Source organism: Rhodanobacter sp. TND4EL1 (genome assembly GCF_054061035.1).
Genome location: NZ_JBSSDT010000001.1, coordinates 1,021,194 through 1,044,647, shown reverse-complemented (window position 1 = coordinate 1,044,647; position 23,454 = coordinate 1,021,194). Strand labels below are relative to the sequence as shown.

General features: G+C 64.6%; 27 protein-coding genes. 11 read left to right on the top strand and 16 right to left on the bottom strand.

What is annotated here, in order from left to right:
- Positions 1 to 188 precede the first annotated feature (188 nt).
- Positions 189 to 443 (top strand): hypothetical protein, encoded by a 255-nt coding sequence (locus ACVWWQ_RS04890; protein ID WP_457383314.1) that lies wholly within the window; start codon positions 189 to 191, stop codon positions 441 to 443.
- Here the strand turns inward: ACVWWQ_RS04890 and ACVWWQ_RS04885 are convergent.
- The 4 genes from ACVWWQ_RS04885 to ACVWWQ_RS04870 are packed head-to-tail and all read right to left on the bottom strand — an operon-like array spanning position 440 to position 2,701.
- On the bottom strand, positions 440 to 1,222 hold the full coding sequence (locus tag ACVWWQ_RS04885; protein ID WP_133949533.1) for a CPBP family glutamic-type intramembrane protease: 783 nt from the start codon (positions 1,220 to 1,222) through the stop codon (positions 440 to 442). The genes ACVWWQ_RS04890 and ACVWWQ_RS04885 overlap by 4 nt on opposite strands.
- Positions 1,223 to 1,225: 3 nt before the next feature.
- Positions 1,226 to 1,603, bottom strand: coding sequence for a DUF3887 domain-containing protein (locus tag ACVWWQ_RS04880; protein ID WP_099651650.1), 378 nt, complete (start codon positions 1,601 to 1,603; stop codon positions 1,226 to 1,228).
- 21 nt (positions 1,604 to 1,624) lie between these two features.
- Entirely contained in the window at positions 1,625 to 1,816 is a 192-nt protein-coding gene (locus ACVWWQ_RS04875) for an Arc family DNA binding domain-containing protein (protein WP_133949535.1), read from the bottom strand.
- A gap of 9 nt (positions 1,817 to 1,825) precedes the next feature.
- Positions 1,826 to 2,701: an SPFH domain-containing protein gene (locus tag ACVWWQ_RS04870; protein ID WP_099651652.1), complete on the bottom strand. Its 876-nt coding sequence runs from the start codon at positions 2,699 to 2,701 to the stop codon at positions 1,826 to 1,828.
- Between the two features lie 140 nt (positions 2,702 to 2,841).
- Here ACVWWQ_RS04870 and purT point away from each other — a divergent pair, with 140 nt between their 5' ends.
- From purT to ACVWWQ_RS04855, 3 genes are all read left to right on the top strand, one after another.
- Positions 2,842 to 4,023 carry a formate-dependent phosphoribosylglycinamide formyltransferase gene (purT, locus tag ACVWWQ_RS04865; protein ID WP_133949537.1) on the top strand — a complete coding sequence of 394 codons (1,182 nt, stop codon included), beginning with the start codon at positions 2,842 to 2,844 and terminating at the stop codon, positions 4,021 to 4,023.
- 107 nt (positions 4,024 to 4,130) lie between these two features.
- Positions 4,131 to 5,648: an FMN-binding glutamate synthase family protein gene (locus ACVWWQ_RS04860; RefSeq protein ID WP_133949539.1), complete on the top strand. Its 1,518-nt coding sequence runs from the start codon at positions 4,131 to 4,133 to the stop codon at positions 5,646 to 5,648.
- Positions 5,645 to 6,319 (top strand): methyltransferase domain-containing protein, encoded by a 675-nt coding sequence (locus ACVWWQ_RS04855; RefSeq protein ID WP_166669732.1) that lies wholly within the window; start codon positions 5,645 to 5,647, stop codon positions 6,317 to 6,319. The genes ACVWWQ_RS04860 and ACVWWQ_RS04855 overlap by 4 nt, the downstream gene beginning before the upstream one ends.
- 32 nt (positions 6,320 to 6,351) lie before the next feature.
- Here the strand turns inward: ACVWWQ_RS04855 and ACVWWQ_RS04850 are convergent, their stop codons facing one another.
- From ACVWWQ_RS04850 to ACVWWQ_RS04835, 4 genes are read right to left on the bottom strand one after another with little or no spacing between them, the layout of a single operon-like run.
- Positions 6,352 to 7,059, bottom strand: coding sequence for an arginyltransferase (locus ACVWWQ_RS04850; RefSeq protein ID WP_099651656.1), 708 nt, complete (start codon positions 7,057 to 7,059; stop codon positions 6,352 to 6,354).
- 44 nt (positions 7,060 to 7,103) lie between these two features.
- Positions 7,104 to 7,496, bottom strand: a complete 393-nt coding sequence (locus ACVWWQ_RS04845; protein ID WP_133949543.1) for a hypothetical protein — start codon at positions 7,494 to 7,496, stop codon at positions 7,104 to 7,106.
- An 18-nt stretch (positions 7,497 to 7,514) separates the two neighbouring features.
- A complete protein-coding gene (locus tag ACVWWQ_RS04840; protein ID WP_099651658.1) occupies positions 7,515 to 8,381 on the bottom strand; it encodes an acyl-CoA thioesterase in 867 nt (288 codons plus the stop codon).
- 53 nt (positions 8,382 to 8,434) lie between these two features.
- On the bottom strand, positions 8,435 to 8,995 hold the full coding sequence (locus ACVWWQ_RS04835; RefSeq protein WP_133949545.1) for an N-acetylmuramoyl-L-alanine amidase: 561 nt from the start codon (positions 8,993 to 8,995) through the stop codon (positions 8,435 to 8,437).
- Positions 8,996 to 9,086: 91 nt separating this feature from the next.
- Between ACVWWQ_RS04835 and ACVWWQ_RS04830 the strand changes: the two genes are divergently transcribed.
- From ACVWWQ_RS04830 to ACVWWQ_RS04820, 3 genes are all read left to right on the top strand, one after another.
- Positions 9,087 to 9,611 (top strand): alpha/beta family hydrolase, encoded by a 525-nt coding sequence (locus ACVWWQ_RS04830; protein WP_133949547.1) that lies wholly within the window; start codon positions 9,087 to 9,089, stop codon positions 9,609 to 9,611.
- A complete protein-coding gene (rlmKL, locus tag ACVWWQ_RS04825) occupies positions 9,608 to 11,809 on the top strand; it encodes a bifunctional 23S rRNA (guanine(2069)-N(7))-methyltransferase RlmK/23S rRNA (guanine(2445)-N(2))-methyltransferase RlmL (RefSeq protein ID WP_133949549.1) in 2,202 nt (733 codons plus the stop codon). The genes ACVWWQ_RS04830 and rlmKL overlap by 4 nt, the downstream gene beginning before the upstream one ends.
- A 62-nt stretch (positions 11,810 to 11,871) precedes the next feature.
- On the top strand, positions 11,872 to 12,315 hold the full coding sequence (locus tag ACVWWQ_RS04820) for a hypothetical protein (protein ID WP_133949551.1): 444 nt from the start codon (positions 11,872 to 11,874) through the stop codon (positions 12,313 to 12,315).
- Between the two features lie 76 nt (positions 12,316 to 12,391).
- Here ACVWWQ_RS04820 and ACVWWQ_RS04815 read toward each other — a convergent pair whose 3' ends face one another.
- Positions 12,392 to 12,844: a DUF6491 family protein gene (locus ACVWWQ_RS04815; RefSeq protein ID WP_133949553.1), complete on the bottom strand. Its 453-nt coding sequence runs from the start codon at positions 12,842 to 12,844 to the stop codon at positions 12,392 to 12,394.
- Between the two features lie 254 nt (positions 12,845 to 13,098).
- On the opposite strand from ACVWWQ_RS04815, the gene egtB reads away from it, so the two are divergent.
- Positions 13,099 to 14,346, top strand: a complete 1,248-nt coding sequence (egtB, locus tag ACVWWQ_RS04810; protein ID WP_133949555.1) for an ergothioneine biosynthesis protein EgtB — start codon at positions 13,099 to 13,101, stop codon at positions 14,344 to 14,346.
- Complete coding sequence (egtD, locus tag ACVWWQ_RS04805) at positions 14,343 to 15,332, top strand: L-histidine N(alpha)-methyltransferase (RefSeq protein WP_133949557.1); 990 nt, start codon at positions 14,343 to 14,345, stop codon at positions 15,330 to 15,332. Before egtB ends, egtD begins: the two co-directional genes overlap by 4 nt.
- A 39-nt stretch (positions 15,333 to 15,371) precedes the next feature.
- Here the strand turns inward: egtD and ACVWWQ_RS04800 are convergent, their stop codons facing one another.
- Together ACVWWQ_RS04800 and trxC are read right to left on the bottom strand one after the other, a co-directional pair.
- Positions 15,372 to 16,877 (bottom strand): S10 family serine carboxypeptidase-like protein, encoded by a 1,506-nt coding sequence (locus ACVWWQ_RS04800; protein WP_133949559.1) that lies wholly within the window; start codon positions 16,875 to 16,877, stop codon positions 15,372 to 15,374.
- A gap of 130 nt (positions 16,878 to 17,007) precedes the next feature.
- Positions 17,008 to 17,451, bottom strand: coding sequence for a thioredoxin TrxC (trxC, locus tag ACVWWQ_RS04795; RefSeq protein ID WP_133949561.1), 444 nt, complete (start codon positions 17,449 to 17,451; stop codon positions 17,008 to 17,010).
- 132 nt (positions 17,452 to 17,583) lie between these two features.
- Here trxC and ACVWWQ_RS04790 point away from each other — a divergent pair, with 132 nt between their 5' ends.
- Positions 17,584 to 18,003, top strand: coding sequence for a hypothetical protein (locus ACVWWQ_RS04790; protein WP_133950888.1), 420 nt, complete (start codon positions 17,584 to 17,586; stop codon positions 18,001 to 18,003).
- Between the two features lie 7 nt (positions 18,004 to 18,010).
- On the opposite strand, the gene ACVWWQ_RS04785 is transcribed toward ACVWWQ_RS04790, so the two are convergent.
- From ACVWWQ_RS04785 to ACVWWQ_RS04765, 5 genes are all read right to left on the bottom strand, one after another.
- Positions 18,011 to 18,964 carry a hypothetical protein gene (locus ACVWWQ_RS04785; RefSeq protein ID WP_133949563.1) on the bottom strand — a complete coding sequence of 318 codons (954 nt, stop codon included), beginning with the start codon at positions 18,962 to 18,964 and terminating at the stop codon, positions 18,011 to 18,013.
- 70 nt (positions 18,965 to 19,034) lie between these two features.
- A complete protein-coding gene (locus tag ACVWWQ_RS04780; protein WP_166669733.1) occupies positions 19,035 to 19,175 on the bottom strand; it encodes a hypothetical protein in 141 nt (46 codons plus the stop codon).
- 212 nt (positions 19,176 to 19,387) lie between these two features.
- Positions 19,388 to 20,200 (bottom strand): SH3 domain-containing protein, encoded by an 813-nt coding sequence (locus ACVWWQ_RS04775; RefSeq protein ID WP_166669734.1) that lies wholly within the window; start codon positions 20,198 to 20,200, stop codon positions 19,388 to 19,390.
- Between the two features lie 103 nt (positions 20,201 to 20,303).
- A complete protein-coding gene (gene msrB / locus ACVWWQ_RS04770) occupies positions 20,304 to 20,906 on the bottom strand; it encodes a peptide-methionine (R)-S-oxide reductase MsrB (protein WP_166669735.1) in 603 nt (200 codons plus the stop codon).
- A 28-nt stretch (positions 20,907 to 20,934) separates the two neighbouring features.
- Positions 20,935 to 22,656, bottom strand: a complete 1,722-nt coding sequence (locus tag ACVWWQ_RS04765; protein WP_133949567.1) for a cytochrome c biogenesis protein DipZ — start codon at positions 22,654 to 22,656, stop codon at positions 20,935 to 20,937.
- Between the two features lie 269 nt (positions 22,657 to 22,925).
- On the opposite strand from ACVWWQ_RS04765, the gene ACVWWQ_RS04760 reads away from it, so the two are divergent.
- Positions 22,926 to 23,450, top strand: a complete 525-nt coding sequence (locus ACVWWQ_RS04760; RefSeq protein WP_099651670.1) for a sigma-70 family RNA polymerase sigma factor — start codon at positions 22,926 to 22,928, stop codon at positions 23,448 to 23,450.
- Positions 23,451 to 23,454 lie beyond the last annotated feature (4 nt).

Genomic DNA, 23,454 nt, shown 5'->3' with positions numbered 1-23,454 from the left:
TCATGCCGGTGCGCGACCATGCCGGCATGGACACCAGCCATGATCTTGCTGCCCCGTGGGCTGTTACCGGATGGCCCGATTCGCTTCGGCGACGATGGCCACGTTTTGCCTTCCCGCTCGTTGCGCTAGCAGTGATCGGTCTGGCGTTCGGGTGGCCTGCGCCCGGCACGGACCAGCCGCAACGGACGGTGGGTGAACTGGTGCACTGGCAGGATGCACGGCACGACTGGTTGCTGGTGGTCGATCCATCCACGCGAGAGCTGGTGGTCTATGACGCGCTGGACGGCCGCCCGCTCAAGCGGCTGGGCGCCGCCGATGGTTTGCCCTTCGTGCGCTCGATCATGGCGCAGGGCAAATGGCTGTACGTCCGGGGGGAGCAACACCCGCGGGTTCGTCTGCTCGAATTGCCCGAGTTGCGAGAGGTGGCACTGGAAGCGCGCTAGCTCAGACCCGTCAGGGGCAGGGCGACATGCAGCACCAGGTCGGCACAGAAGTGGGCGAGCATGGCGTGTTCCAGGCCGTACTTCCAGAAAATGCCACCGAAGATCACGGCCACCACGGCGTTGAGCAGCACGATCCGTGCAATCAACAGCGGCGTCCCGGCCAGGCCGGCGCCGAAGGCGGCCGGCAGGTGCCCGGCACCAAAGAGCAGCGCGGCCACGATGATCGCCAGCACGAACATCCACGGGCGCGCCACGCGATGGTTGCAACGCGCCAGTAGCCAGACCAGCGCGCTGACCAGCAGCAAGCGGGTCTCCACCTCTTCCACGATGCCGCCATAGAAAGAGGCGAGCAGACCGCGCCAGGCCGCATCAATACCGGCGCCGTGCGCGGCCACCGGATGGGGGCCAGGCAATGAGATGCCGGTGACCGCGAGTGCTGCCAATACCCCCAGCAGCGCTACCAGCCACCAGCGCGACGGGGCTGCCGCCGGGTGCGGGAGTCGATAGACCCATGCCCGCAGCCATGGCGCGTCGAGGCGATACGGTGCACCCAGATACAAACCCAGCCAGGCCAGCAGCCAGCAGAACACGCCGACCTGCACTGCCTGGATCGCGGCGATCGCTGGAAGCGGGAGCGACAGCGCGGCGAACTTCTGCGGCAGCAAGGCGACCATGTACGGCATCAATGCCAGCGTGGCCAGCGCGCCGGCGCCGCCGAGCAGAAGTGCCAGTTTCAGGTGTGGCCCGTGTCTGGGCAGCTCGGGCGAGGGCATGTTCATGGCTCAATCCAGAGGCTTGATGAAGAAGCCGGCAACCTTGCCGTCCGGGTCGCAGACCACGCGTGCGTCGATCAGGTGCGGGCCGAAGTGCATCGAGGTAGTCACCACGTCGTAACCCTTCACCTGACTCAGCCGGGCCGGATCACGCCCGCCACGGGCACCGAACTTCTGTGTCGTCGTCGCCCACAGCTGGCTCAGTCGGTCGGCACTGAGCGCAGCCTTCATCCGGTCGTTGAAGTCCGTGGTGGCACCGTTGTAATCGCCTTGGTCGAGATGGTCCAGCATGCGGCCGGAGGTGGCCTGGCAGGGACTTTCCGCGGCATGAGCCAAGCCGATGCCGAGGCCAAGAATGACGGCGATGGATGCAGCAAGCTTCAGCATGACTTTCTCCCTTCGATGAGATTACTGGTGGTCGTCATCCGCCACGGGTTCCTGCTTGCCGGGTTTCAATCGGCCAGCTTTGCGCAACGCATCGCGCAGCACATACTCGATCTGCGCGTTGACGCTGCGCAACTCGTCGTCCGACCAGCGTTGCATGGCGTCCAGCACGCTGGCGCTGATGCGCAGTGGATAGGCTTTTTTGTCGGCTGCCATCAGGCCGCGTCAGTACAGCGTGCCGGTGTTCAGTACCGGCTGCGTACCGCGTTCCCCGCACAGCACCACCAGCAGGTTGCTGACCATCGCCGCCTTGCGTTCCTCGTCCAGGTTCACCACGCCGCGCTGGCTGAGTTGTTCCAGAGCCATTTCGACCATGCTCACCGCGCCCTCGACGATCTTGGTGCGCGCGGCGATGATCGCGCCGGCCTGCTGGCGCTGCAGCATCGCCTGGGCGATTTCCTGGGCGTAGGCGAGATGGCTGATGCGAGCTTCCACCACTTCCACGCCCGCCTTGCCGAGGCGCGTCTGGATTTCGTCACGCAAGTGCGAATTGATCACGTCGCCGTGGCTGCGCAAGGACGGTTTGCCGTCGTCATGGGCATCGTAGGGATAGCTTTGCGCCATCTGCCGCAAGGCTGACTCGCTCTGGATATGCACGTAATTCTCGTAGTCGTCCACGCAGAACACCGCTTCGGCGGTATCCAGCACCTGCCACACCACCACGGCGCCGATCTCGATCGGATTGCCGTCGTTGTCGTTGACCTTCAGTTTGCCGCTTTCGAAGTTGCGCACGCGCAGCGACAGGCGCTGGCGGCTGTAGAACGGGTTGGTCCAGCGCAGCCCTTCGTGGCGCACCGAGCCGGCGTATTTGCCGAACAACTGCAGCACCTGGCCTTCATTCGGAGCAACCTGGAAAAACCCCTTCAACAGGAAAGCGTCGACAGCCAGCAGGATCACGCCGGCGAAAATCTGCGATGGCGGCGGCGCGTCCGGATGGCCGTGGATGGCGGAAATCACCAGCCCTGCGCCGATCGCGCCAAGCAGCAGGCATACCCCGACGAAGGGAATGCCGGCGACGGAAAAACCAGTGCGTTCATTCATGACGAATCTCCCTGAGGTGGGAAAATTAGATATCAAAATGATATCTAATTCAAGAACCTCTCGTGGGGCCGTTGCCTGGTGCGGCTTCGCATCGCTTCAGGCCCGCATACAATGCCGGTTTGCCTGCTGCGGAGAACCCGATGAAGCCCTTCGGCACCCCTCATTCCGACCGCGCGCTGCGCGTCTTGCTGCTTGGTGCCGGGGAACTGGGCAAGGAGGTGGCGATCGAGTTGCAACGCTACGCGGTGGAGGTGATTGCGGTGGACCGCTATGCGGATGCGCCGGCGATGCAGGTGGCTCACCGCAGCCATGTCATCGACATGCTGGACGGCGACGCCCTGCGTGCGGTGATCAAGCTGGAAAAGCCGGACCTGGTCGTGCCGGAGATCGAGGCGATTCACACGCCGACGCTGATCGAACTGGAGAAGGCGGGGCAACGGGTGATTCCGACCGCCCGCGCGGCGTGGCTGACGATGGATCGTGAAGGCATCCGCCGGCTTGCGGCCGAGGAACTGGGCCTGCCGACGTCGCCCTATCGTTTTTGCGACGACGAATCGCAGTATCGCGACGCAGCAGCGGCCATCGGCTATCCGTTCGTGATCAAGCCGGTGATGAGCTCTTCGGGCAAGGGCCAGAGCGTGGTGCGCAGTGAAGATGAGCTGCAGCATGCCTGGGACTATGCGCAGTCTGGCGGGCGCGCCGGCAAGGGCCGCGTGATCGTCGAGGGTTTTGTCGACTTTGACTACGAGATCACCCTGCTGACCGTGCGGCATGTGGATGGCGTGAGCTTCTGCGCGCCGATCGGTCATCGCCAAGAGGATGGCGACTACCGGGAGTCATGGCAGCCCCAGCCGATGAGCGAGGCGGCCTTGGTCGAAGCCCGGCGCCAGGCCGCCGCCGTGACCGGCGCACTGGGTGGCTGGGGTGTTTTCGGCGTGGAGTTCTTCATCAAGGGTGATCGGGTGATCTTTTCCGAAGTCAGTCCCCGGCCGCATGACACCGGGCTGGTGACGCTGATCTCGCAGGAATTTTCGGAATTTTCGCTGCACGTGCGGGCCATTCTGGGTTTGCCGATTCCGGTGATCCATCAATACGGTCCGTCCGCCTCGTGCGCGGTACTGGTCGAAGGCGACGGCGCCGGTCCGCGCTATCACGGTGTGGCCGCCGCGCTGGCGGAGCCGGATACGCAACTGCGCCTGTTCGGCAAGCCGGCGGTCAAAGGACGACGGCGCATGGCGGTGACGCTGGCGCGGGCCGCCACGCTGGACGAGGCTGTGGCGAAAGCGGTGCGTGCGGCCGGGCAGTTGCGCATCGAGTTGTAACCCCGCCGCATGTCGACCTGATGCGATAGGCTTTCGTCTATCAATCGACGGTGTCGAATCGCGTTGCTCGCCGTCGTTGGCGAACCCATGATCGAGGAGAGGTGAGGATGGAAACCGAGGGATTCGCGCACTGGCTGGTGGTGCTGGTCGAGTTGGTCACCACGCTGGGCCTTCTGATTTTGGCCCTGGCGGTGATGGTGTTGCTGGCGACCTGGGTGGTCGATCGCAACCAGACCGGCAATGCGGTATTGCGCAACTTCCCGGTCATCGGGCATTTCCGCTACTGGTTCCTGCATCTGGGTGAGTTCTTCCGGCAATACCTCTACTCCAGCGACCGCGAGGAAATGCCGTTCAACCGCGCGCAGCGCACCTGGGTTTATCGCGCCGCGAAGAATGTGGACAACACCAATGCATTCGGTTCCAGTCGCGACCTGCGTGCCGAAGGCGTGCCGTTCTTTGTCAACGCACCGTTCCCGGCGTTGGAGACCGATCACGTCGAGCCGGTACCGGTGACGATCGGTCCCTACGCGCGCCAGCCCTACAGTCACGCGGCGTTCTTCAACATCTCGGCGATGAGTTTCGGCGCGCTGTCGGCGCCGGCCGTGCGTGCGCTGTCGATGGGCGCGGCCAAGGCCGGCATCTGGATGGATACCGGCGAAGGCGGCCTGGCGCCGTATCACCTGGAAGGCGGCTGCGACATCATCTTCGAGATCGGCACGGCCAAGTACGGCGTGCGCACGCCCGACGGCAAGCTCGATGACGAGAAACTGCTGGCGATCTGCGCGCACCAGCAGGTGAAGATGGTCAGCATCAAGCTGGGCCAGGGCGCCAAGCCGGGCATGGGTGGCCTGTTGCCGGGCGCCAAGGTCACCGCCGAGATTGCCGCGATTCGCGGCATTCCGGTGGGTGAGGATTCGCAGAGCCCGAATCGTCACCTCGACATTGCCAATGTCTCGCAATTGATGGACAGCATCGCCCATATCCGCGAGCTGACCGGCAAGCCGGTAGGTTTCAAGGCGGTGCTGGGTGGCGCGGAATGGATTGGCGAACTGTGTGAGGAAGTGCATCGGCGCGGCATCGAAAGCGCGCCGGATTTCATCATCGTCGATGGTTCCGAGGGCGGTACCGGCGCGGCCCCGCAGACGCTGATGGAAGGCGTGGGACTGCCCTTGCACGAGGCCCTGCCCGCGCTGATCGACATGCTGATCGTCAAGGGCCTGCGCGAGCGCATCAAGGTGGTCTGCTCAGGCAAGTGCATCACCGCTTATGACGTGGCGTGGGCGTTGTCGATCGGTGCGGACTTCGTCAACTCCGCCCGCGGTTTCATGCTGGCGCTGGGCTGCATCCAGTCGCTGCAGTGCAATCGCAATACCTGTCCCACCGGCATCACCACGCAGAACCCGAAGCTGCAGCGCGGCCTGGTGGTGACCGACAAGACCGAGCGGGTGTTCCATTATGCGAAGAACGTGATGCACGAGGTCGGCATCATTGCGCACAGCTGCGGCGTCAGCGAACCGCGCCAACTCAATCGCACGCATTGCCGCGTGGTCGGCGACGACGGTTTGTCGATCCCGCTGGAGAAGTTGTTTCCGTATCCGGCAGTGCCCGAGGTGCGATGCCCATGAACGCATCGGATTGCCATCTCGATCTAGGTTGCGGCAAGTTTCCGCGTAATCCCTACGGCCGCGGCGAGCTGTACGGCGTCGATATTCGCCCGCCGCCGAGCGCGGCCAATTTCGAGCACCGCGTCGCGAATCTGATGCTGGAACCGATCCCTTTTGCGGATGACAGCTTTGCATCGATCTCCGCCTACGATTTCATCGAGCACATACCGCGCGTGCTCGCTACGGCCGATGGTCGCGACACGCTGTTTCCGTTCGTGCGGTTGATGCAGGAAATCTGGCGTGTGTTGGTGCCTGGCGGACGGTTTTACGCGGTGACGCCGGCGTTTCCGAATCCCGAAGCCTTCGTTGATCCTACCCATGTCAATATCATCACCGACAAAACCCACAAATATTTCTGTGGCGAACAGCCGCCCGGCCGCATGTACGGTTTTCAAGGCCAGTTCGAAGTGGTGCGCGCGGAATGGGTGCACATCCACGATGTTTACAGTGCGATCGCGGGGTCACCCGAAAACCGATCCAGTCGATCCGGACATCGCGTGCTGAAGAATCTTTCGCGTCAGCTGCGGAGCTTGTCGCGCAGGTTGCGCGGCAAACCTGAGCCAGGTCGCGGCAAAAAGAAGATCTACTTCCTGTGGGAATTGGAGGTGGTCAAACCAGTGGTGCATCCTTGAAGGGTTGCGATGAGCGGATCGCTCGTTGCCACCTATGGCGCTGCCACCCAACCGTTCTCGGTGCGGATCTGCAGCGGCTTGAAGCGCCGCTTGTAATCCATCTTCGGGTGGCCGTCGATCCAGAACCCCAGGTACAGCCACGGGATGCGCCGGCGCCGCGCCAGCGCCACCTGCTGCAGGATCGCGAAGGAGCCCAGGCCGCGAGCGCTCTCGTCAGGGTCGTAGAAGGTGTAGACGGCGGATACGCCGTTTAGGCAGACGTCGGTAACGGCCACCGCGAGCAAGCGCGTGCCTGCGCGCAGCTCCATGAACAGGGTGGGGCTCCACGGTGCGGTCAGGAAGCGCCGAAAGTCGCTGGCCTCGGCGTCATCCATGCCGCCGCCCGCATGGCGGCCGTGCAGATAGCGCTCATAAAGCGCATGGCGTTCGCGGTTGTAACCGGGAATGCATTCGGTGATGACGATGTCGGTGTTGCGCGCAAGGCAGCGGCGCTGGCTGCGGTCCGGCTGGAAATTCGTCACATCCACGCGACACGGGGTGCAGGCTCGGCAGCCGGCGCAGTTCGGGTAGTACAGATGACCGCCGGCCCGACGGAAGCCGCGTTCGAGCGCGGGTCCATACAGCTGGTCCAGGTTGGGTGCTGCCGGATCGAGCACAAGATTTTGCGCCGTGCGATCGGCGTAGTAGCCGCAGCCATGGGGCAGCGTCTGGAACAGTCGGACGGGGTCGGATCGGCGCATGAGCCGATTCTAAGCTGCGATCAGATGCGTTCTGCGTGAAGGGCTCAAAACACGTGCAGATAGCGCAGCATCGCCATTGCCACCACACCCAGAACCACCAGCAACACGATGCGACGCACGCGGGCAACCGTGTGGCCGCGTCGGTCGGCCGCGGTGGGGTTGCGCGCGGCGGCCAGCTCCTCGCCGTAGCGCACCACCGGCTCGATTCCGATGTCGCGCAGCAGGGAGCGGGCGCGGGTGTAGTCGTCGGCGCGCGTGATCCATACCTGCGGCCAGCTGCCACGATCATCCTGACGCTGCGTATAGCTGAAGCGCTTCCAGGTCGATCGGTTGTAATTGGAGCGGTTGGACACGGTGGCCTCGATGCCATGTTCGGCCATCAGGGCCACCACGGTGTCGATGTTTTGCTCGCGGGGGGAGGTATAGATCTGGCGCATGGGCAGGAGTTTACGCGATCAGTCGCCCCGCACGCGGATCAGTCCTTCCTGCGCGGTTGAGGCAACCAGTCGGCCGTCCCGACTGAAAATCTGCCCGCGTGCGAGCCCGCGACCACCCTGGGCCGTGGGGCTGTCGAAGGTGTACAGCAACCATTCGTCCACGCGGAACGGGCGATGGAACCACAGTGCGTGGTCGAGACTGGCCATCTGCACGTTGTGGGTCATGTAGGAAATGCCGTGCGGCAAGGTGGCTGTGCCGATCAGGTGGAAGTCCGAGGCGTACGCCAGCAGCGCACGGTGCAGCACCGCGGAATCCTCGATCGGCGAGGTCAGCCGAAACCAGATGTGCTGGATCGGCGGACGCTTGACCGGATGCAATTCGTCCCGCGGCCACACCTGGCGGAATTCGAACGGCCCATCGATGCCCAGCCAGCGCTGCAGTTTCACCGGCAATCGTGCCAGCTCGTCGGGTGGCAGGGGCGGTTGCGGCGCGATGTCTTCCGGCGCCGGAACCTCGGGCATGCTGGTCTGGTGTTCCACGCCGGTTTCCGGGATCTGGAACGAGATCGAGCCATTCAGGATCGGCTGGCCGTGCTGGATCGCCACCACCCGGCGCGAAGAGAAGGTGCCGCCGTCACGGGTGCGCTCGACGCTGTAGACGATCGGCGCGCGGATGTCGCCGGCACGCAGAAAGTAGGCGTGCAATGAATGTGCTTCGCGAGCCGGATCCACCGTCTGCTGTGCCGCGGACAACGCCTGACCCAGCACCTGGCCACCAAACACGAAGCGGGTGCCGATATCGCGACTCTCGCCGCGGAACAGATTGTCTTCCAGTCGCTCAAGCTGCAGCAGCTCGACCAGTTCGGTGACGTGGTTGGGTGACATGGAAGCAGGCTCGACAGGACGAAGCCATCCATTATAGCGGTCCTCACGACGCCCTATGGCGTGGGGACGTGCTCCAGGCCGCTGCCCTCGAGCACGGCGGCCCAGGGAAAGAGCTGGCCGGGGTCAAGCTTGCGATGGATTTCCAGCGAGGCGTCGTCGCTGGCTGCCATCCATGCGGTGTCCAGCTGCTCATGACCGGCGATCCGGCGCAGGTTCGGAAAGCCACGCCGGAGCTCGGCCAGCAGGGCACGGAGCGCGGCGATCTGGGCCTCGGCGTACGGCTCGCTCATTTGCTGGTGACGGGAATCCCACCAGTGCGGATAGCGGCCAAGATTCACCAGCTCGATGCCGATCGAGTTCGGGTTGTGGCCGCGCACGTGATGCGCCACGCGGGTGCCTGGGACGTAGCGGTAGACCGCACCGTCGCGGTCAACGTAGTAGTGCCCGCTGTTGCCGGTGCCGCTGGGATGCAGCACCCGCTCGCCGTACTCCCGAGCCATGGCCAGGTCCGGCAGTTCGGTGCAGTGGATCACCACCAGCTCGACCGCCTCGGCAGGGCGCTCGGGCAACAGGTCGACATAGGGCAGTGGCTGGTCATGAATGGTCAGGCTCATGTGAGGCAGTTTCGCATGTGCCGCGGCCGCGGTGGAAACGCCGCCTGTTACCATGCGTGCCTTGCTTTCAGCACTTTCGATGGAGACCGCCATGCGCGGCCAGATCATTCTTTCGCACGGCTCCGACTCCAGCCCCGACGCGACCAAGGTCAGCCTGCTGGCCGCGCAGGCCGAAGCGCTGGGTTGGCAGACGCAACGGCCGGACTATCGCAGCGACGACGGCCGCGGCTACGCCGATTCGGTGGCGCCGCGGATTGCCCGCCTGCGCGCCACCATCGAAGCGCTGGACGAACCGCCACTGCTGGTTGGCTCCAGCATGGGCGCGTTTGTTTCCGGGCTGGTTTCGCTGGAAGTGCCGGTGGCCGGACTGCTGTTGCTGGCCACGCCCAGCGAGATTCCCGGTTATGCACGGAAATTCGACCTGCGCGCTCACGTACCCACCGTCCTGGTGCACGGCTGGCGCGACGACGTATGTCCGGTCGCCGGCGTGCATGCCTTCGCCGCGCGGCGGCATCTGCCGTTGCTGGTGCTGGACGACGACCATCGACTGGGATCGAGCATGGACATGATCAGCGCGCAGTTCCGCCTGTTGCTCGACCAGCAGGCCGCGGCATGAGCACGCCCGCTTCGCGTTCGTTCTTTGCCACCTGCCCGAAAGGCATGGAATACCTGCTGCGCGATGAACTGGTGGCGATCGGTGCTGCCGACGTGCGCGAGGCGCTGGCTGGCGTCCATTTTTCCGGCACCCTGGAAACCGCATACAAGGCCTGCCTGTGGTCGCGTCTGGCCAGTCGCATCCTGTTGCCGCTGGCCGAGTTCGACGCTGCCGACGACGACGCCCTGTATCGCGGCGTGCAGGATATCGACTGGAGCACGCATCTGGCCGCCCACGCCACCTTCGCGGTGGACGCGGGCACCGCGATGAGCAAGCTCAATCACAGCCAGTTCATCGGGCTGCGCACCAAGGACGCGGTGGTCGACCAGTTCCGCCAGCGCGACGGGTCGCGTCCCGGTATCGACACGGACGAGCCGGATATCCGCATCAATCTGCGCCTGCGCCGTGATCGCGCCACCGTGTCACTGGATCTGGCCGGTTCGCCACTGCACCGGCGCGGCTGGCGTGAGGAGCAAGGCGAGGCGCCACTGAAGGAGAATCTCGCGGCAGCCATGCTGCTGCGTGGCCGTTGGCCCGAGGTGTATGCCGCCGGTGGCGCGCTGCTCGACCCCATGTGCGGCTCCGGCACGCTGCTGATCGAAGGCGCGCTGATGGCGGCGGACGTGGCGCCCGGTTTGCGCCGCGAATATTTCGGCTTTCTCGGCTGGCAGCAGCATGACATCGCGCTCTGGCGCGGCCTGCTGGACGAGGCCACGTTGCGCGCCGAGAACGGCCTGCGCGCACTGCGCAGCGTGTTCTTCGGCAGCGATGCCGATTCACGCATGGTGCAGACGGCCAAACGCAACGCGCAGGAAGCGGGCGTGGCCGGCTTCTTCACCCTGGACAAGCAGGACGTGACCCACGCGGCACCGCCGCCGGGTATCGATTACGGACTGGTCATCACCAACCCGCCGTACGGCGAACGCCTTGGCGACCGGGCCGAGATGCCGAAGCTGTATCGCGCCGTGGGCGACGCCTTGCGTGCGCGCTTCAGCGGCTGGCGCGCTGCGGTGCTGGCCGGGGATGTCGAGCTTGGTCGTGCCATGCAACTGCACGCGGAGAAGCGCTACGCGCTGTACAACGGTGCGCTGGAAACCGTGCTGCTGACGTTCGACCTGAAGCCGCGTGACGAAGCGCCACGCGAGCCCAAGCCGCTGTCCGCCGGCGCGCAGATGCTGAAGAACCGGCTGGAAAAGAACGTCAAGCATTTGCGCAAGCGGCTGACTCGCGAGGGCATTCATTGCTGGCGCGCCTACGATCAGGACCTGCCCGAATACGCCGCCGCCATCGACGTCTATGGCGATACCCATGGCGATGATCACCTGCATATCCAGGAATACCGCGCGCCGGCCGACGTGCCCGCGGACGTGGCGCGCCTGCGCATGCGCGAGATCGCCCGGGTGGCAGGCGAAGTGCTCGGCGTGCCGCGCGAACGCATCGCGCTGAAGACCCGCGAGCGCGGCGAGGGCGGTTCAAAATACGGCCAGCTTGACCAACGCAACGAGTTCATCGAAGTGGAGGAGGAAGGCCTGAAGCTGCTGGTCAACCTCACCGACTATCTCGATACCGGGCTGTTCCTCGATCACCGGCTGGTCCGCGCGAAGGTGGGCGAACTGGCCGATGGCAAGTGCTTCCTCAACCTGTTTGCCTACACCGCCACTGCCAGCGTGCATGCGGCGGCCGGCGGCGCGCTGGAAACCACCAGTGTCGACCTGTCGGCCACCTATCTGGAATGGGCCTCGCGCAATCTGGCGCTGAACGGTTTCAGCGGCTCCAGCCATCGGCTGATGCAATTCGACGCGCTGGAATTCCTGCAGCGCGATCGTGGCCACTACGGCCTGATCTTCGTTGACCCGCCGACGTTCTCCAACTCCAAGCGCGCCGAAGATTTCGACGTGCAGCGCGATCACGTGAAACTGCTGGAGGCGTGCAACGAGCGACTCACCCGCGACGGCGTCATCGTGTTTTCCAACAACTTCCGTCGCTTCAAGCTGGATCGCACGGCGCTGGAACAGCATTTCGAGATCGAGGACTGGAGCGCTCCCAGCATTCCGTTCGACTTCGCGCGTCGCACCGATATCCATGGCTGCTGGCTGCTGCGTCGACGCAAGCCGGATCCGGGCATCAACCCCTGGGATACCGCGCGCATCAAAAAGTAAACCCTTCAGTTCACATTAAGCCGAATTCGACCAGCATTCGACCCGTACAACGGAGAACTCTCATGAATCGACGTTTCAGTGGTGCGGGCAAGTGGTCACTCATCGGTCTGGCCGTGGCAGCGGCGGTGGCGATGCCACTGAGTGCGTCAGCGCGGGGCCATGGCTACTACGGCGGTGGCTATCACGGCGGCGGCTATCACGGCAGTTACCAGGGCCGCGGCTATTACGGTCATGGCGGTTACAGTCGTGGTGGCGGTCACTGGAATGGCGGCCGCTGGATCGCCGGCGCCATTGTCACGGGTGCGGTCATCGGCTTGGTCGACAGCGCCCTGCGTCCTGCGCCGGTGTATTACGGTCAGCCGGTTTATCGCGAGCCGCGCACCGTGATCTATCGTGATGAGCCAGTGGTGACCCGTCGCGTGGTGGAAACCCGTACGGTGGTTTACGACGACTCCCCGCAGACGCGCTACATCCGTGACGACGGATACGATGGCGACGGCGACTGATCGCATGAGCGACGAAGACGCCTGAACAAAGGGCCCGGTCAATCCGGGCCCTTTTTCGTCTGAAGACAGCGGCGTTTCACTGCGCGGGCATGACCGTTGGCTGCTCGGCGCCATTGCCGTGTCGCCAGGCCTTCGCACTGAGCTGGTCGAACTGGCGCTTGTCGATCCGGCTCACCGAATCGATGGCACACGGCGGCTGATAGCGGGAACGCACGGTTTCACCGTTTTCGCCGCAGATCCGTCCTCGGTTGTTTACCTCATTGGAAGGGTTGGCGCGAAAGATCAGCCCCGGCGGTGGCATGCCCAGCCGCGGGCAGTCGTTGCGCAGTGTCACCAGATAGCGCCTGGGCCCCGTGCGAACGATGGCGGTGCGCGCATCCACGATATGCCATTCATTGATTTGCGTGGTGTCGATGCATTCACCGGCCGGAAGCGGCGCGTGGGTGACGACCTTGCCTGGTTCTCCGGCCCGGCTGACTCCGGGGACGGTGGTGAACGCCAGCAACAGCAGGGGTAGGATCAGCTTCATGGGCCTTGCCTCGCTTTTTCAGAGGACGCGAACCGTGATTCAGTCACGGCAGCTGCATGCCGGCATGCTTCGGCATGGGGAATGGCCAAGCGTTTTTGATCATCTTGTCACAGGAAGTGAACGGCAGGCCCGACATGTCACAAGAAGTGAACGGTTGACGCGGCATGCTGGGGATTATGCAGCTCACTTCTTGTGCAATCGACCGCGCCTCCCTTTCCTTCGCCAGCCACATGGCCTCGAAGGAGATCCATTAGATGGCTCCGCAGTCGCTGGCCGCCGGGGGTCTGTGCGCACGGTTCCGAAAGGTGCGGGCGCGCACCCTGGATCTTTGTGCCCACTTGAGTGCCGAGGATATGCAGCTGCAATCGATGCCCGATGCCAGCCCCGGCAAATGGCATCTGGCGCATACCACCTGGTTCTTCGAGCAATTCGTGCTCGGCCGCGATCCGTCGTATCGACCACGCGATCCGGCCTGGAACTATCTTTTCAATTCCTATTACCAATCGGTCGGTCCGATGCATGCGCGTCCCCAGCGCGGGCTGCTGTCGCGCCCCTCGCTGGACGAGATCCGCGAGTATCGAAAGCGCATCGACGGGAACGTGTCGAATCTGCTGGCTTGCCAGGACGATCCCGAGCTGGCGTCGCTGGTCGGGCTGGGCCTGCATCACGAGCAGCAGCATCAGGAGCTGCTGCTTACCGATATCAAGCATGCCTTCTGGTGCAATCCGTTGCGGCCCGCCTACCGCGCACCGCTGCCGGTGAGCACCGGCGCGGCGACCGTGCCAGTGCGTTTCATCGAGGGTGCCCGGGACATTGTGGAAATCGGGCATCGCGGCGAAGGTTTTGCGTTTGACAACGAAACGCCGCGTCATCGCACGCTGTTGCAACCGCATGCACTGGCCAATCGACTGGTGACCAATGGTGAGTATCTGGCTTTCGTGCGTGAAGGCGGCTATCGCGAACCGGGGTTATGGCTATCCGAAGGCTGGGCCACGGTGCAACGCGAGGGCTGGCAACATCCGATCTACTGGCAGGACGATCTGGCCAGCGAGTTCAGCATGGCGGGCCCGCGTGATATCGACCCGCACGAACCGGTTTGCCATCTCAATTACTTCGAGGCCGAGGCATTTGCACGCTGGGCCGGCGCCCGATTGCCGACGGAGGCCGAGTGGGAGTCTGCGGCCCAAGCCTTGCCGGTGGCCGGCAATCTGCAGGATCAGGATCGTTGCCAACCGCAGGCGGCCGTCGCTGGCGATGGTTTGCTGCAGATGTTCGGTGACGTCTGGGAATGGACCTCATCACCCTACATCAGCTATCCGGGCTTTCGCCCCTTGCCCGGTTCGCTGGGCGAATACAACGGCAAATTCATGAATGGACAGTGGGTGCTCAGGGGCGGCTCGTGCGTTACCCCGCGCGACCACCTGCGCGCCACCTACCGCAATTTTTTTCCACCTCAGGCCCGCTGGCAATTTTCCGGGCTGCGACTGGGACAGGATCGATGAGCAGCGTACAACCTTGCAGTTCCGACGACGATGATCGTCGCCCTCCCTTGAATGACCTGCTGGCGATAGCGCGGCATGGTCTGGGTCTGAAGCCGAAGCGGCTGCCCTCGTGGCTGTTCTACGACGAGCGTGGCTCGGCGCTGTTCGAGCAGATTTGCGAACAGCCCGAGTACTACCTGACCCGCTGCGAGGTCGCCCTGATGAAGACGCACGCGGCCAGCATTGCCGACAGTCTGGGCAGCGAGGTGAGACTGGTCGAATACGGCAGTGGCAGCGGATTGAAAACCCGCATGCTGCTGGGCGAGATGGATCGACCGGTGTCCTATGTGCCGGTGGAGATTTCCCCGACGCCGCTGGGAGAAAGCATGCAGCGCCTGGCTGAGGAGTTTCCGCAGCTGCCGCTGCAGCCGCTGTGCGCCGACTTCAGCAAGCCTTTGCGGCTGCCGATTCCACCGCGTGCGCCGCGCCGGACCGTGCTCTATTTCCCCGGTTCCACCATCGGCAACTTCGAAGCCCGCGATGCGGTGAATCTGCTGCGCAAGATGCGCAACGAGATGGGTGATGCCGGGGGCATCCTGATTGGCGTGGATCTGAAAAAAGACGTGCCCCGGATGGAGGCGGCCTACAACGATCGCGCCGGGGTCACGGCGGAGTTCACGCTGAACATGCTGGCTCGCTTGAATCGCGAAATCGGCAGCGATTTCGATCTGTCGGCGTTCCGTCACCATGCGCGCTACAACCCGATGGCTGGCCGTATCGAGACCCATATCGTCAGCAGCCGCGAGCAAGCGGTGAAGATCGGCAATGCCAAGGTCGGCTTTCGCCCCGACGAAGTGGTCCAGGTTGAATACAGCTGCAAGTATTCGCTGGAAGACTTTGCGGCGCTGGCGGACAAGGCGGGTTTGGCCGTGATGCGTGCCTGGACGGATCCGCAGCAGATGTTCAGCGTGCAATACCTGGTCCGAGCCAGCGCCGTGGCGCGCTGATCGGCCACGGGCCGGCGTGATGCCGGCCCGTGGTTGTCGTCACTTCACGCCGTAGAGATTCTTCACGTCAGCGGTGAGTTCGGCCTGGCTGTCCGGCCGTGCATAGAACATGTGGCCACCGGGGTACTCCTTCACCTGCACGCGAGCCGGATCGCCCATCGCCGGCATCTGGTCGACGGCCAGGACGGAAACCATGAACGGGCAGGACAGATCATCCCAGCCGTGTGCGATCAGCACACGCAGGCTGGAGTCGTTGGCCACGGCCTGGCGCAGCTGCTTGACCGAGCCTTCCTGTGCGTCGTCATCTTCGTGCCACAGCCGATTTACGTCATAGCTGAGTGCGTTGTAGCGGCCATCGACTTTCCAGCCCACGGTCTGCGTCACGAAATGGACCATCGCGCTGGTGGTCGGCGCGATGATGCCGTTGAGGATCGGGTCGCCGGTCTGCTGGCGCGGTGCGTACGGGAAGGGATCCCATGCGGTGACGTTGGAGTCGTAGCGGCTGCCCAACTTGCCTTCGGCGCGATAGACCTCGCGCAGGTAGGCCTGGGTTTCCAGACGACCACCGGAACGCTTCACGAACAGCGGATCCAGCCCGGTCAGTTCGGTGACTTTCTGGATCATCGCCTCGGTGGCAGCCGGATCGGAGCGACCTTTCATCAGCGTGGTGGCGTATTCGCCGCGCGTATAGGCAATGACCGGTGCCATCGTCTGCGCACTGAGCTTGCCCTCGCGTTCCAGATGCGCCGCGGCGATCGAAGGCAGGGTGGTCATCCACGGCAACGGCGAGACGGTGTCGTCGCTCCACGCACCCGGGTCCAGATACGGCGAGATCAAGGTCACGCCGCTCATCGCCACGCCCAGCTGGGTCTGCATGTACTCGGTGATGCGCGGGCCGCGGAAGCCGCCATAGCTTTCGCCGACGTAGTACTTGCGCGAATCCATGCGGCCGTTCTTGACCAGCCAGTCGTACATGATGCGCGACAGGTACTTGATGTCCACGTCGGTGCTGTAGAACTGCTTGGTCGCCTCCTTGTCGTCGACCAGCGCACGGCTGTAGCCGGTGCCGATCGGATCGATGAAGACGAGGTCGGTGAAGCCCAGCCAGGTGCCGGGGTTGTCGTGCAGGGTCGGCGTCTCGGACGGCGAATCGCCTTCGGCACCGAAGTTCACTTTCTTCGGGCCGATCGCACCCAGGTTGAGGTAGACCGAGGAGGCTCCCGGGCCGCCATTCAGCGCGAACGTCACCGGCCGATCCTTGCCGGCCATGGTGTAGGCGGTGAATACCACCTCGCCGGTGGTCTTGCCCTTCTCGTCGCGCACCGGCAGCGAGCCGACGGTGACGGTGTACTTCAGCGATTTGCCGTCGACCCGGGTGGTCTGCGAAACATGCGCATCGGCCGGGAATGGCGGCAACTGGAAACCGCTGCTGTCAGCAGCATCGGGGGTGGGCGACTTGTGGCTGTCGGCGGCGAATGCCGGCGCCACGGTAAGGCCGACCAGCACGAAGGCTGCCAGCAAGGCGGATTGGAGAGGTTTGCGCACGGCGCTTCCTGACGGACGAAAGCCTCAAGACTAACCGCCCATGCCGCCGCCGGACTGTGCAGGAAGGCATGGGTGTCGTCGTGCCAATGGCTTGCGCGCGCGTCAGAAAGTCACGTTGTCACGCCGCCGCTCAACCGGACGCCAGGGCGCTTTCGATGAACCGCTGCAATTGCGCCGCGTTGAGTGCGCCGGATTGCCGGCCGATTTCGCGGCCCTGCCTGAACATGATCAGGGTGGGAATGCTGCGGATGTTGAAGCGCGACGCCACCTGCGGCTGCGCCTCGGTGTCCAGCTTGGCCAGGCGCAGATTCGGTTCGAACTTGCCGGCAGCCTGCACGAAGACCGGCGCGAAGCCGACGCAGGGTCCGCACCATGGTGCCCAGAAGTCCACCAGCACCGGCAGGTCGCCGCGGCCCGTAACGGCATCGAAATTGGTGCTGGTCAGTTCCGCCGGACGACTCTCGAACATCGCCTGTTTGCAGCGCCCGCAGTTCGGGTGCTCGCTGATGCGCTCAGCCGGTACGCGATTCAGTGCGCCGCAATGCGGGCAGGGGATGGAAAGTGGTGCAGACATGGCAAACTCCGAAGTCCGGGCAGGCGGTGTGCGCCCATGCCGATCAAATGGCGGCTGGCCTTCGTGAATCCAAGTCAGATCGATCTGTTCCGAGCGTCACCTCCCTCGCGTCCGCCATGGCGACGGCTGGCCATGCTGGCGTTGGGTGTGAGCTGGACGCTGCCGAACAGCGCACTGGGACTTTTGATCGGCTGTCTCGGCGTGCCGTTCGGCGCCCGCATGCGTTGGCAGCGGCACGAGCGCGCGATCGTGATACGAAACTGGCCATGGGGCGCAGGCGGTGCACTGACCCTGGGCAACGTCATCGTGCATACGGGGCGGACGCTGGATGCGCGGTGCCACACCTACGCCCATCGAGCCGGTCGCGGCGCGGAGCCGTTGATCTCGCTGGCCGATCATGAGCGGGCGCATGTCTATCAATACATGGTGCTGGGTCCGCTGTTCCTGCCGCTCTACCTGCTGTGCGGCGGAATCAGTGCGCGCAATCCGTTCGAGGCGGCGGCTGACCGTTACGCGCTCCATGGCCGGGGCTGGTGGCCATGGAGCGCGTGAGCGGATTTCAACGCACGGGAACGCTGCGGGTGTAACGACGCAGGTGATAGACCCGATGCACATGGGACGCGCCCAGCCAGCCGCCCAACGCTGCCGCCAGCAGCGACAACAGGATGCTCAGGAACAGCACCCACATCGCCATCGCGGCGTAGTGGGCCGCCTTGTCGGCGGTGGCCTTGATCTGCGCCTGCGCGGCGCTGACTTCCGGGGACAGACCCTGCACCGTGGAGTCGATATCAGCCTGCGACATATCCGTATGAGCGGCCAGCAACGCCTTGGCCGTGTCCGGATGATTGGTCAGCAGCGCGGCGGTGACGGCGCCTGCCGTGCGCGGGTCAAGCCGCCGGGCCGGGGGAGCCTGCATCGGCATCATGCCCTGAGTCGGCATGTCACCGGTTGGCATCGCCGGCGCGGGAGCATTGGCTGCGGCAGTGTTGCCTGCAGCGCGGATCTTCTGTGACAGCTGGGCCTGCAGACGCACGATCGCATCATCACCCATGGAGTTCGCACTGTGCGCAGAGCCGCCGCCCCAGCTCGCGCTGTGCCGATGCATTCCGCCACCCGCAGCAGCCAGGCTGGCGCCGCTGCCGATGGCGCCGCCCATGCCCAGGGCCAGCATCACACCGGAGGCGGCAATGGAGAGGCCCCACACAGTCACGCCGTGCATCACGCCGGTCGTCTGGTCGTCCCGGCTGTCGAACCAGCTGGCAAACATGCCACCGATGAACAGCGAGACCACCCAGGTCAGCACCAGCCATGCACTCGTGGCTGCTCCGATACCCTTGGCGACGGTCTGTGCGTCATCGGGATCGAACGCGGAGAAACCCATCGCCAGGCCGGCCACGTACATCAGGAAGGCCACCCCGACCGCGACCAGCCAGCCTGCAATGATGGCGCCCCATCGCAGCGATGGCTGGGTGACGTCGACGACCGTGCTGCGTTCCACTTCTATCTGCGTCATGAGACTGTGCTCCTGTGACTGGTGTGGTACGGAATCTGCCGCCATTCAACGGCGGCTGGTACAGCGTTCCTCATGTGCAACCGCGTAGCAGGAACAGCACGATCAGCACCGGAATCGGAATGCCGAGCAACCACAGCAGCACCCAGCCAATCCCGCCTTTCTGTTTCTGTCGATCCATCTGCCGACGATAGGTTTCCATCACGGTTCGCATTGTGACCTCCGTATTCGTGCCGGTGACGCGGACGACAAGTTCGCCTGCGGACAGGCCGAAGTTGCTACGGAAGGCGTGGTAGCCGCGTGACGAAGCAGGTCGCACGGCGCGGGCCCGGCAATTCACGGGCGTGCCGTGCGCAAGCGAAAACGGGCGGAAGGTGGCAGCCTTCCGCCCGCTTTCAGGGGCCAGACAAGTGGTCGTGAAACTGTTCAGTGGCCTTGATGATCGTCCTTACGATGATCCGACGACTTCGACTTGCCATGGTCTGATCGCGCAGGTGTCGCATGGCCCGCGTTTCGTGCGGGCTGATTTGCCGGTGGCCGGTTTTGCGGAGCAGGACGTACAAACGGTGTCGAACGATTTGATGGCGCCGGCCGAGCCGTGACCTGGTCGGTGTGCTGCGACATCGGCGGATGCATCGGTCGGGACGCACCATGCGGTGCAGGTCGGTTGCCTTGGTGCTGTTCAGACTGCCAGGGGCGAGGCTGCATCGGCCGGGTCGAGGCCGGCGGGCGCGGACGATTGACTGTTGGACGCCCATGTCCCGGCGCACCGTACGCCGGCGGGCGATAGGGGTGACGGATCGGCGGCGGCGGTGGACGTCGCACGATGGGGCGACGATACCACTGGTCGCGCTCACGATAGAACGGACGGTTCCGGTAGTAATTGTCCCAGTAGTTGCCGATGACGAAAGTGACGATCGGGATGCCGATCCGGGCGCCATACGACGGCAGCAGCACGGGCTGGTCCTGGTAGACATATTCGACGTAATTGCCGGCCACCCAGCCACGGTTGCCAAAGGCGATCACGTCGCACCACTCCCAGCCTTCGGTGCAACCCTGGACATCGACTTCGGATCCGGCCGGGATCTGGTCGATCAGCGGATAACTGACATCGGGCCCGGCGCGCAGGTTGACGTTGCCGGTGACGTAGCCCTCCGCCGCATGAGCCTGCGCGGGAAACGCCAGCGAAGCCGATGCGAGTGTCAATGATGCAAGAGCAATCCGGATCAGAGGTTTCATGCGGCGATCTCCAGCGAAGGCTGTTGATCGCAGTATGGGCTCGCGTCCGAAGAATGGCGTCACGGCGGCGTGAGGTGGTTATGTCCCGTACATCGCCTTCGACTCAACTTGTCGTTCGCGCAACAAATCGCAACGCCACGGAGTTCATGCAGTAGCGCAAACCCGTCGGTGCAGGCCCGTCGGTGAAGACGTGGCCGAGATGGCTGTCGCAGCCCTTGCAGCTGATCGCGGTGCGCGTCATGCCGAACAGGTGATCGCTATGCTCGGTCACGTTGCGCGCGGCGATCGGCTGCCAGAAGCTGGGCCAGCCGGTGCCGGAATCGAATTCGGTGGCGGCGTCGTACAGCGCCGTGCCGCACGCCCTGCAGCGAAACAGGCCGGCTGCCGCGGGACGCTCGTGCTCGCCGCTGAACGCTCGCTCGGTACCGTCGCGGCGCATGATGTCGTAGGACGCTGGCGGCAACCGCTGCTGCCACTGTGCGTCGCTCAACACCAACCGCGGTATTTCGCGTGGACCGAGATCGCGCCCGTGGTCATCAAAGATATCCACCAGCACCTGGCCTGGCTGGCCCACCGGCGTGCCGGCCGCGGCGCGCACGCGTGAGGCGAGCAGTCCGCCGCCGACCAGCAGCACGGCACCGCCGGCGAGCGAGGCGCGCAGGAAGCGGCGGCGATCCATCGAGAGGGTTTCTTCAAGACGTGACATGGCAGCCTCCGGAACGGTGGGTTGAGGATCAGCCGAACGTGAAGGCGAATGCCTGCACGCCCGGGTCGAGGAAGGTGATTTTGAACAACCGCTCGCCGCTGCCGTTGGCCTGACGCACCAACTGATACAGACGCTGGCTGTCGATCGTGCCGTTGCCATCGGCATCGGTGTCCATGCCGTGGTCGGTGCCGGGCGGCTTGCCGTCGATGGTCACGCGGAAGCGGATCGGCTTGCCGTTGCTGGCCGGACCCAGCACCAGGTGCAGGTCGCGACCGCGAAAGCGGTAGACGATGGCGCCGCCGGCCGTGTTCAGTTGCGCATTCTCGCCGCGTACCGTCCAGCGTCCGTCCAGCGACCACTGGTTCGCCGCCAGCGTGCCGGGTGCCTGATAGTCGTGAGCATCGTCATGGGTCACCCGGCCACCGACGAAGTTCTGTGCGCGGGCATAGCCGACATAGGTTTCCGGCGAGCGGGTCGGGTCGTTCGATGCGGCCGCCTCGACGCCGCGATGGTCGTCCCTGACGTATCCGGTCGGGAGGTTTTTCTGGCCGGCTTCGGTCAGCAACTGGCGGATCACGTCCTCGCTTTCGTGATAGTTGCCCTCACCGAAGTGGTGGCTGCGAATCTGGCCCCGGGCATCGATGAAGTAGTGCGCGGGCCAGTATTCGTTATTGAAGCCCTTCCATATCGCGTAGTCGTTATCCAGCGCGACCGGGTAGTCCACGCCAAGATCCTTCACCGCCTTGATGACGTTGTCGGGATTCTTCTCGAACGCGAATTCCGGCGCATGCACGCCGATGATGACCAGACCGTGGTCCTTGTACTTGTCGTACCAGCCGCGCACGTAGGGCAGGGTCCGGATGCAGTTGATGCAGGAGTAGGTCCAGAAATCGACCATTACCACCTTGCCGCGCAGCGATTCGGTGGTCAGTGGTGGACTGTTGAGCCACTGCGTGGCGCCGGCCAGCGACGGCATCTGACCCTCCACCGGCAGCGGCTCGCCCGCTTTCAGCACGGGCTGTGGCGCCGGGGCCGGGCGTACCGCGTTGATCAGCTTCTGTTCGATGCCGCCAGTGCTGGCCAGCGAAACGCGGGTCAGCAGGCCGGTATCCAGGCCCAGCGCGATCGCCGCGACCCCGCACAGCACCAGCACGCCGAGCGCACGACGCACCCATTCACCGGCGCCGAGCGAGCGCTTCATCACACCGAATACCTTGCCGCCGATCAGCAGCGCCAGGCCCAGCGAAGTGGCTGCGCCGGAAGCATAGGTGAGCAGCAGCAAGGTGGTCTGCACGCTGGCGCCGTTCAGCGCCGCGCCGGTCAACAGCAGGCCGAGGATCGGCCCTGCGCACGGTGCCCACAGCAAGCCGGTGGCGACACCGAGACCAGCCGCGCCCCAGATCGAGTCGCCGTCACTCGCCGAACGCTGCGACAGGCGGTTGCCGAGCGCCACGAACGGCCGGCTGAACCATTCAGCCAGGTGGGTCGACAGCAGGGTCAGGCCGAGGAAGGCCAGCACCACCAGCGCGATGATCCGGCCGTACTGGTTCGCGTGCACGGCCCAGCCACCACCCAGCGCGGCCAGCGTCGCCACGGCCGCGAAGGTGATCGCCATGCCCAGCAGCATCGGGAAACCATTGCGCATGAACGGCTTGTCCGCGCGGGCGAACACGAACGGCAGCACCGGCAGGATGCAGGGGCTGAGGATGGTCAGTACGCCGCCGAGATAGGCGAGGATCAACACGAGCATGGGTAGGCATCCGTGGGGGGTTGTCTGGTCTTTCGCCGTCGGGTCATCGGCGGTTACCTCACAGTTACGAGGTAACTCCGGCGATGGATGCGGCGAATAGCTGGCAAGGGTCCCACGATGGAACATGCATGTCGCAAGCCTTGACTGCCAACGGCCTGATGAGCCTAGATAGCGGACTTTGTTTGCGAACGAGTCCCAGTCGGATCGTGCCAGTCGACTTCACCCGTACAGATGACACCGATTCCCCGGCCCAGCGTCGGGCTGAGTGGATGGCCGCTGCGCAGGCTGGCGATCGGCGTGCGTACGAGAAGCTGCTGGCCGATTCCGTGCCGTTGATCCGCGCTGCCGCGCGCCGTCAGGGTGTGGCGCAGGATCATCTGGATGACGTGGTGCAGGAGACCCTGATCACCGTGCACCGGGTGCGCCATACCTATGATCCGGCGCGCTCCTACGATGCGTGGCTGACCGCGATTGCCAATCGTCGCGCGATCGATGCCTTGCGCAGCCGTGGTCGCCGCGACAGTCGCGAGGTGCACGACGAACATGCCTTCGACAGCCATGCCGAAGAGGGTGACGCCAGCTCCGCCAGCGAAAGCGATGAGCGCGCGCAGCGCCTGCGCGAGGCGATCGCCGAGCTGCCGCCGGGCCAGCGGCAGGCGGTCGAGCAACTGGGTCTGCGCGAACGCTCGCTCAGCGAGGCGGCGGAACTGACCGGGCGCAATCCTGGTGCATTGAAAGTCAACCTGCATCGCGCCCTGAAGGCCTTGCGCGAACGTTTCCACGGAGAACCCTGAGGCC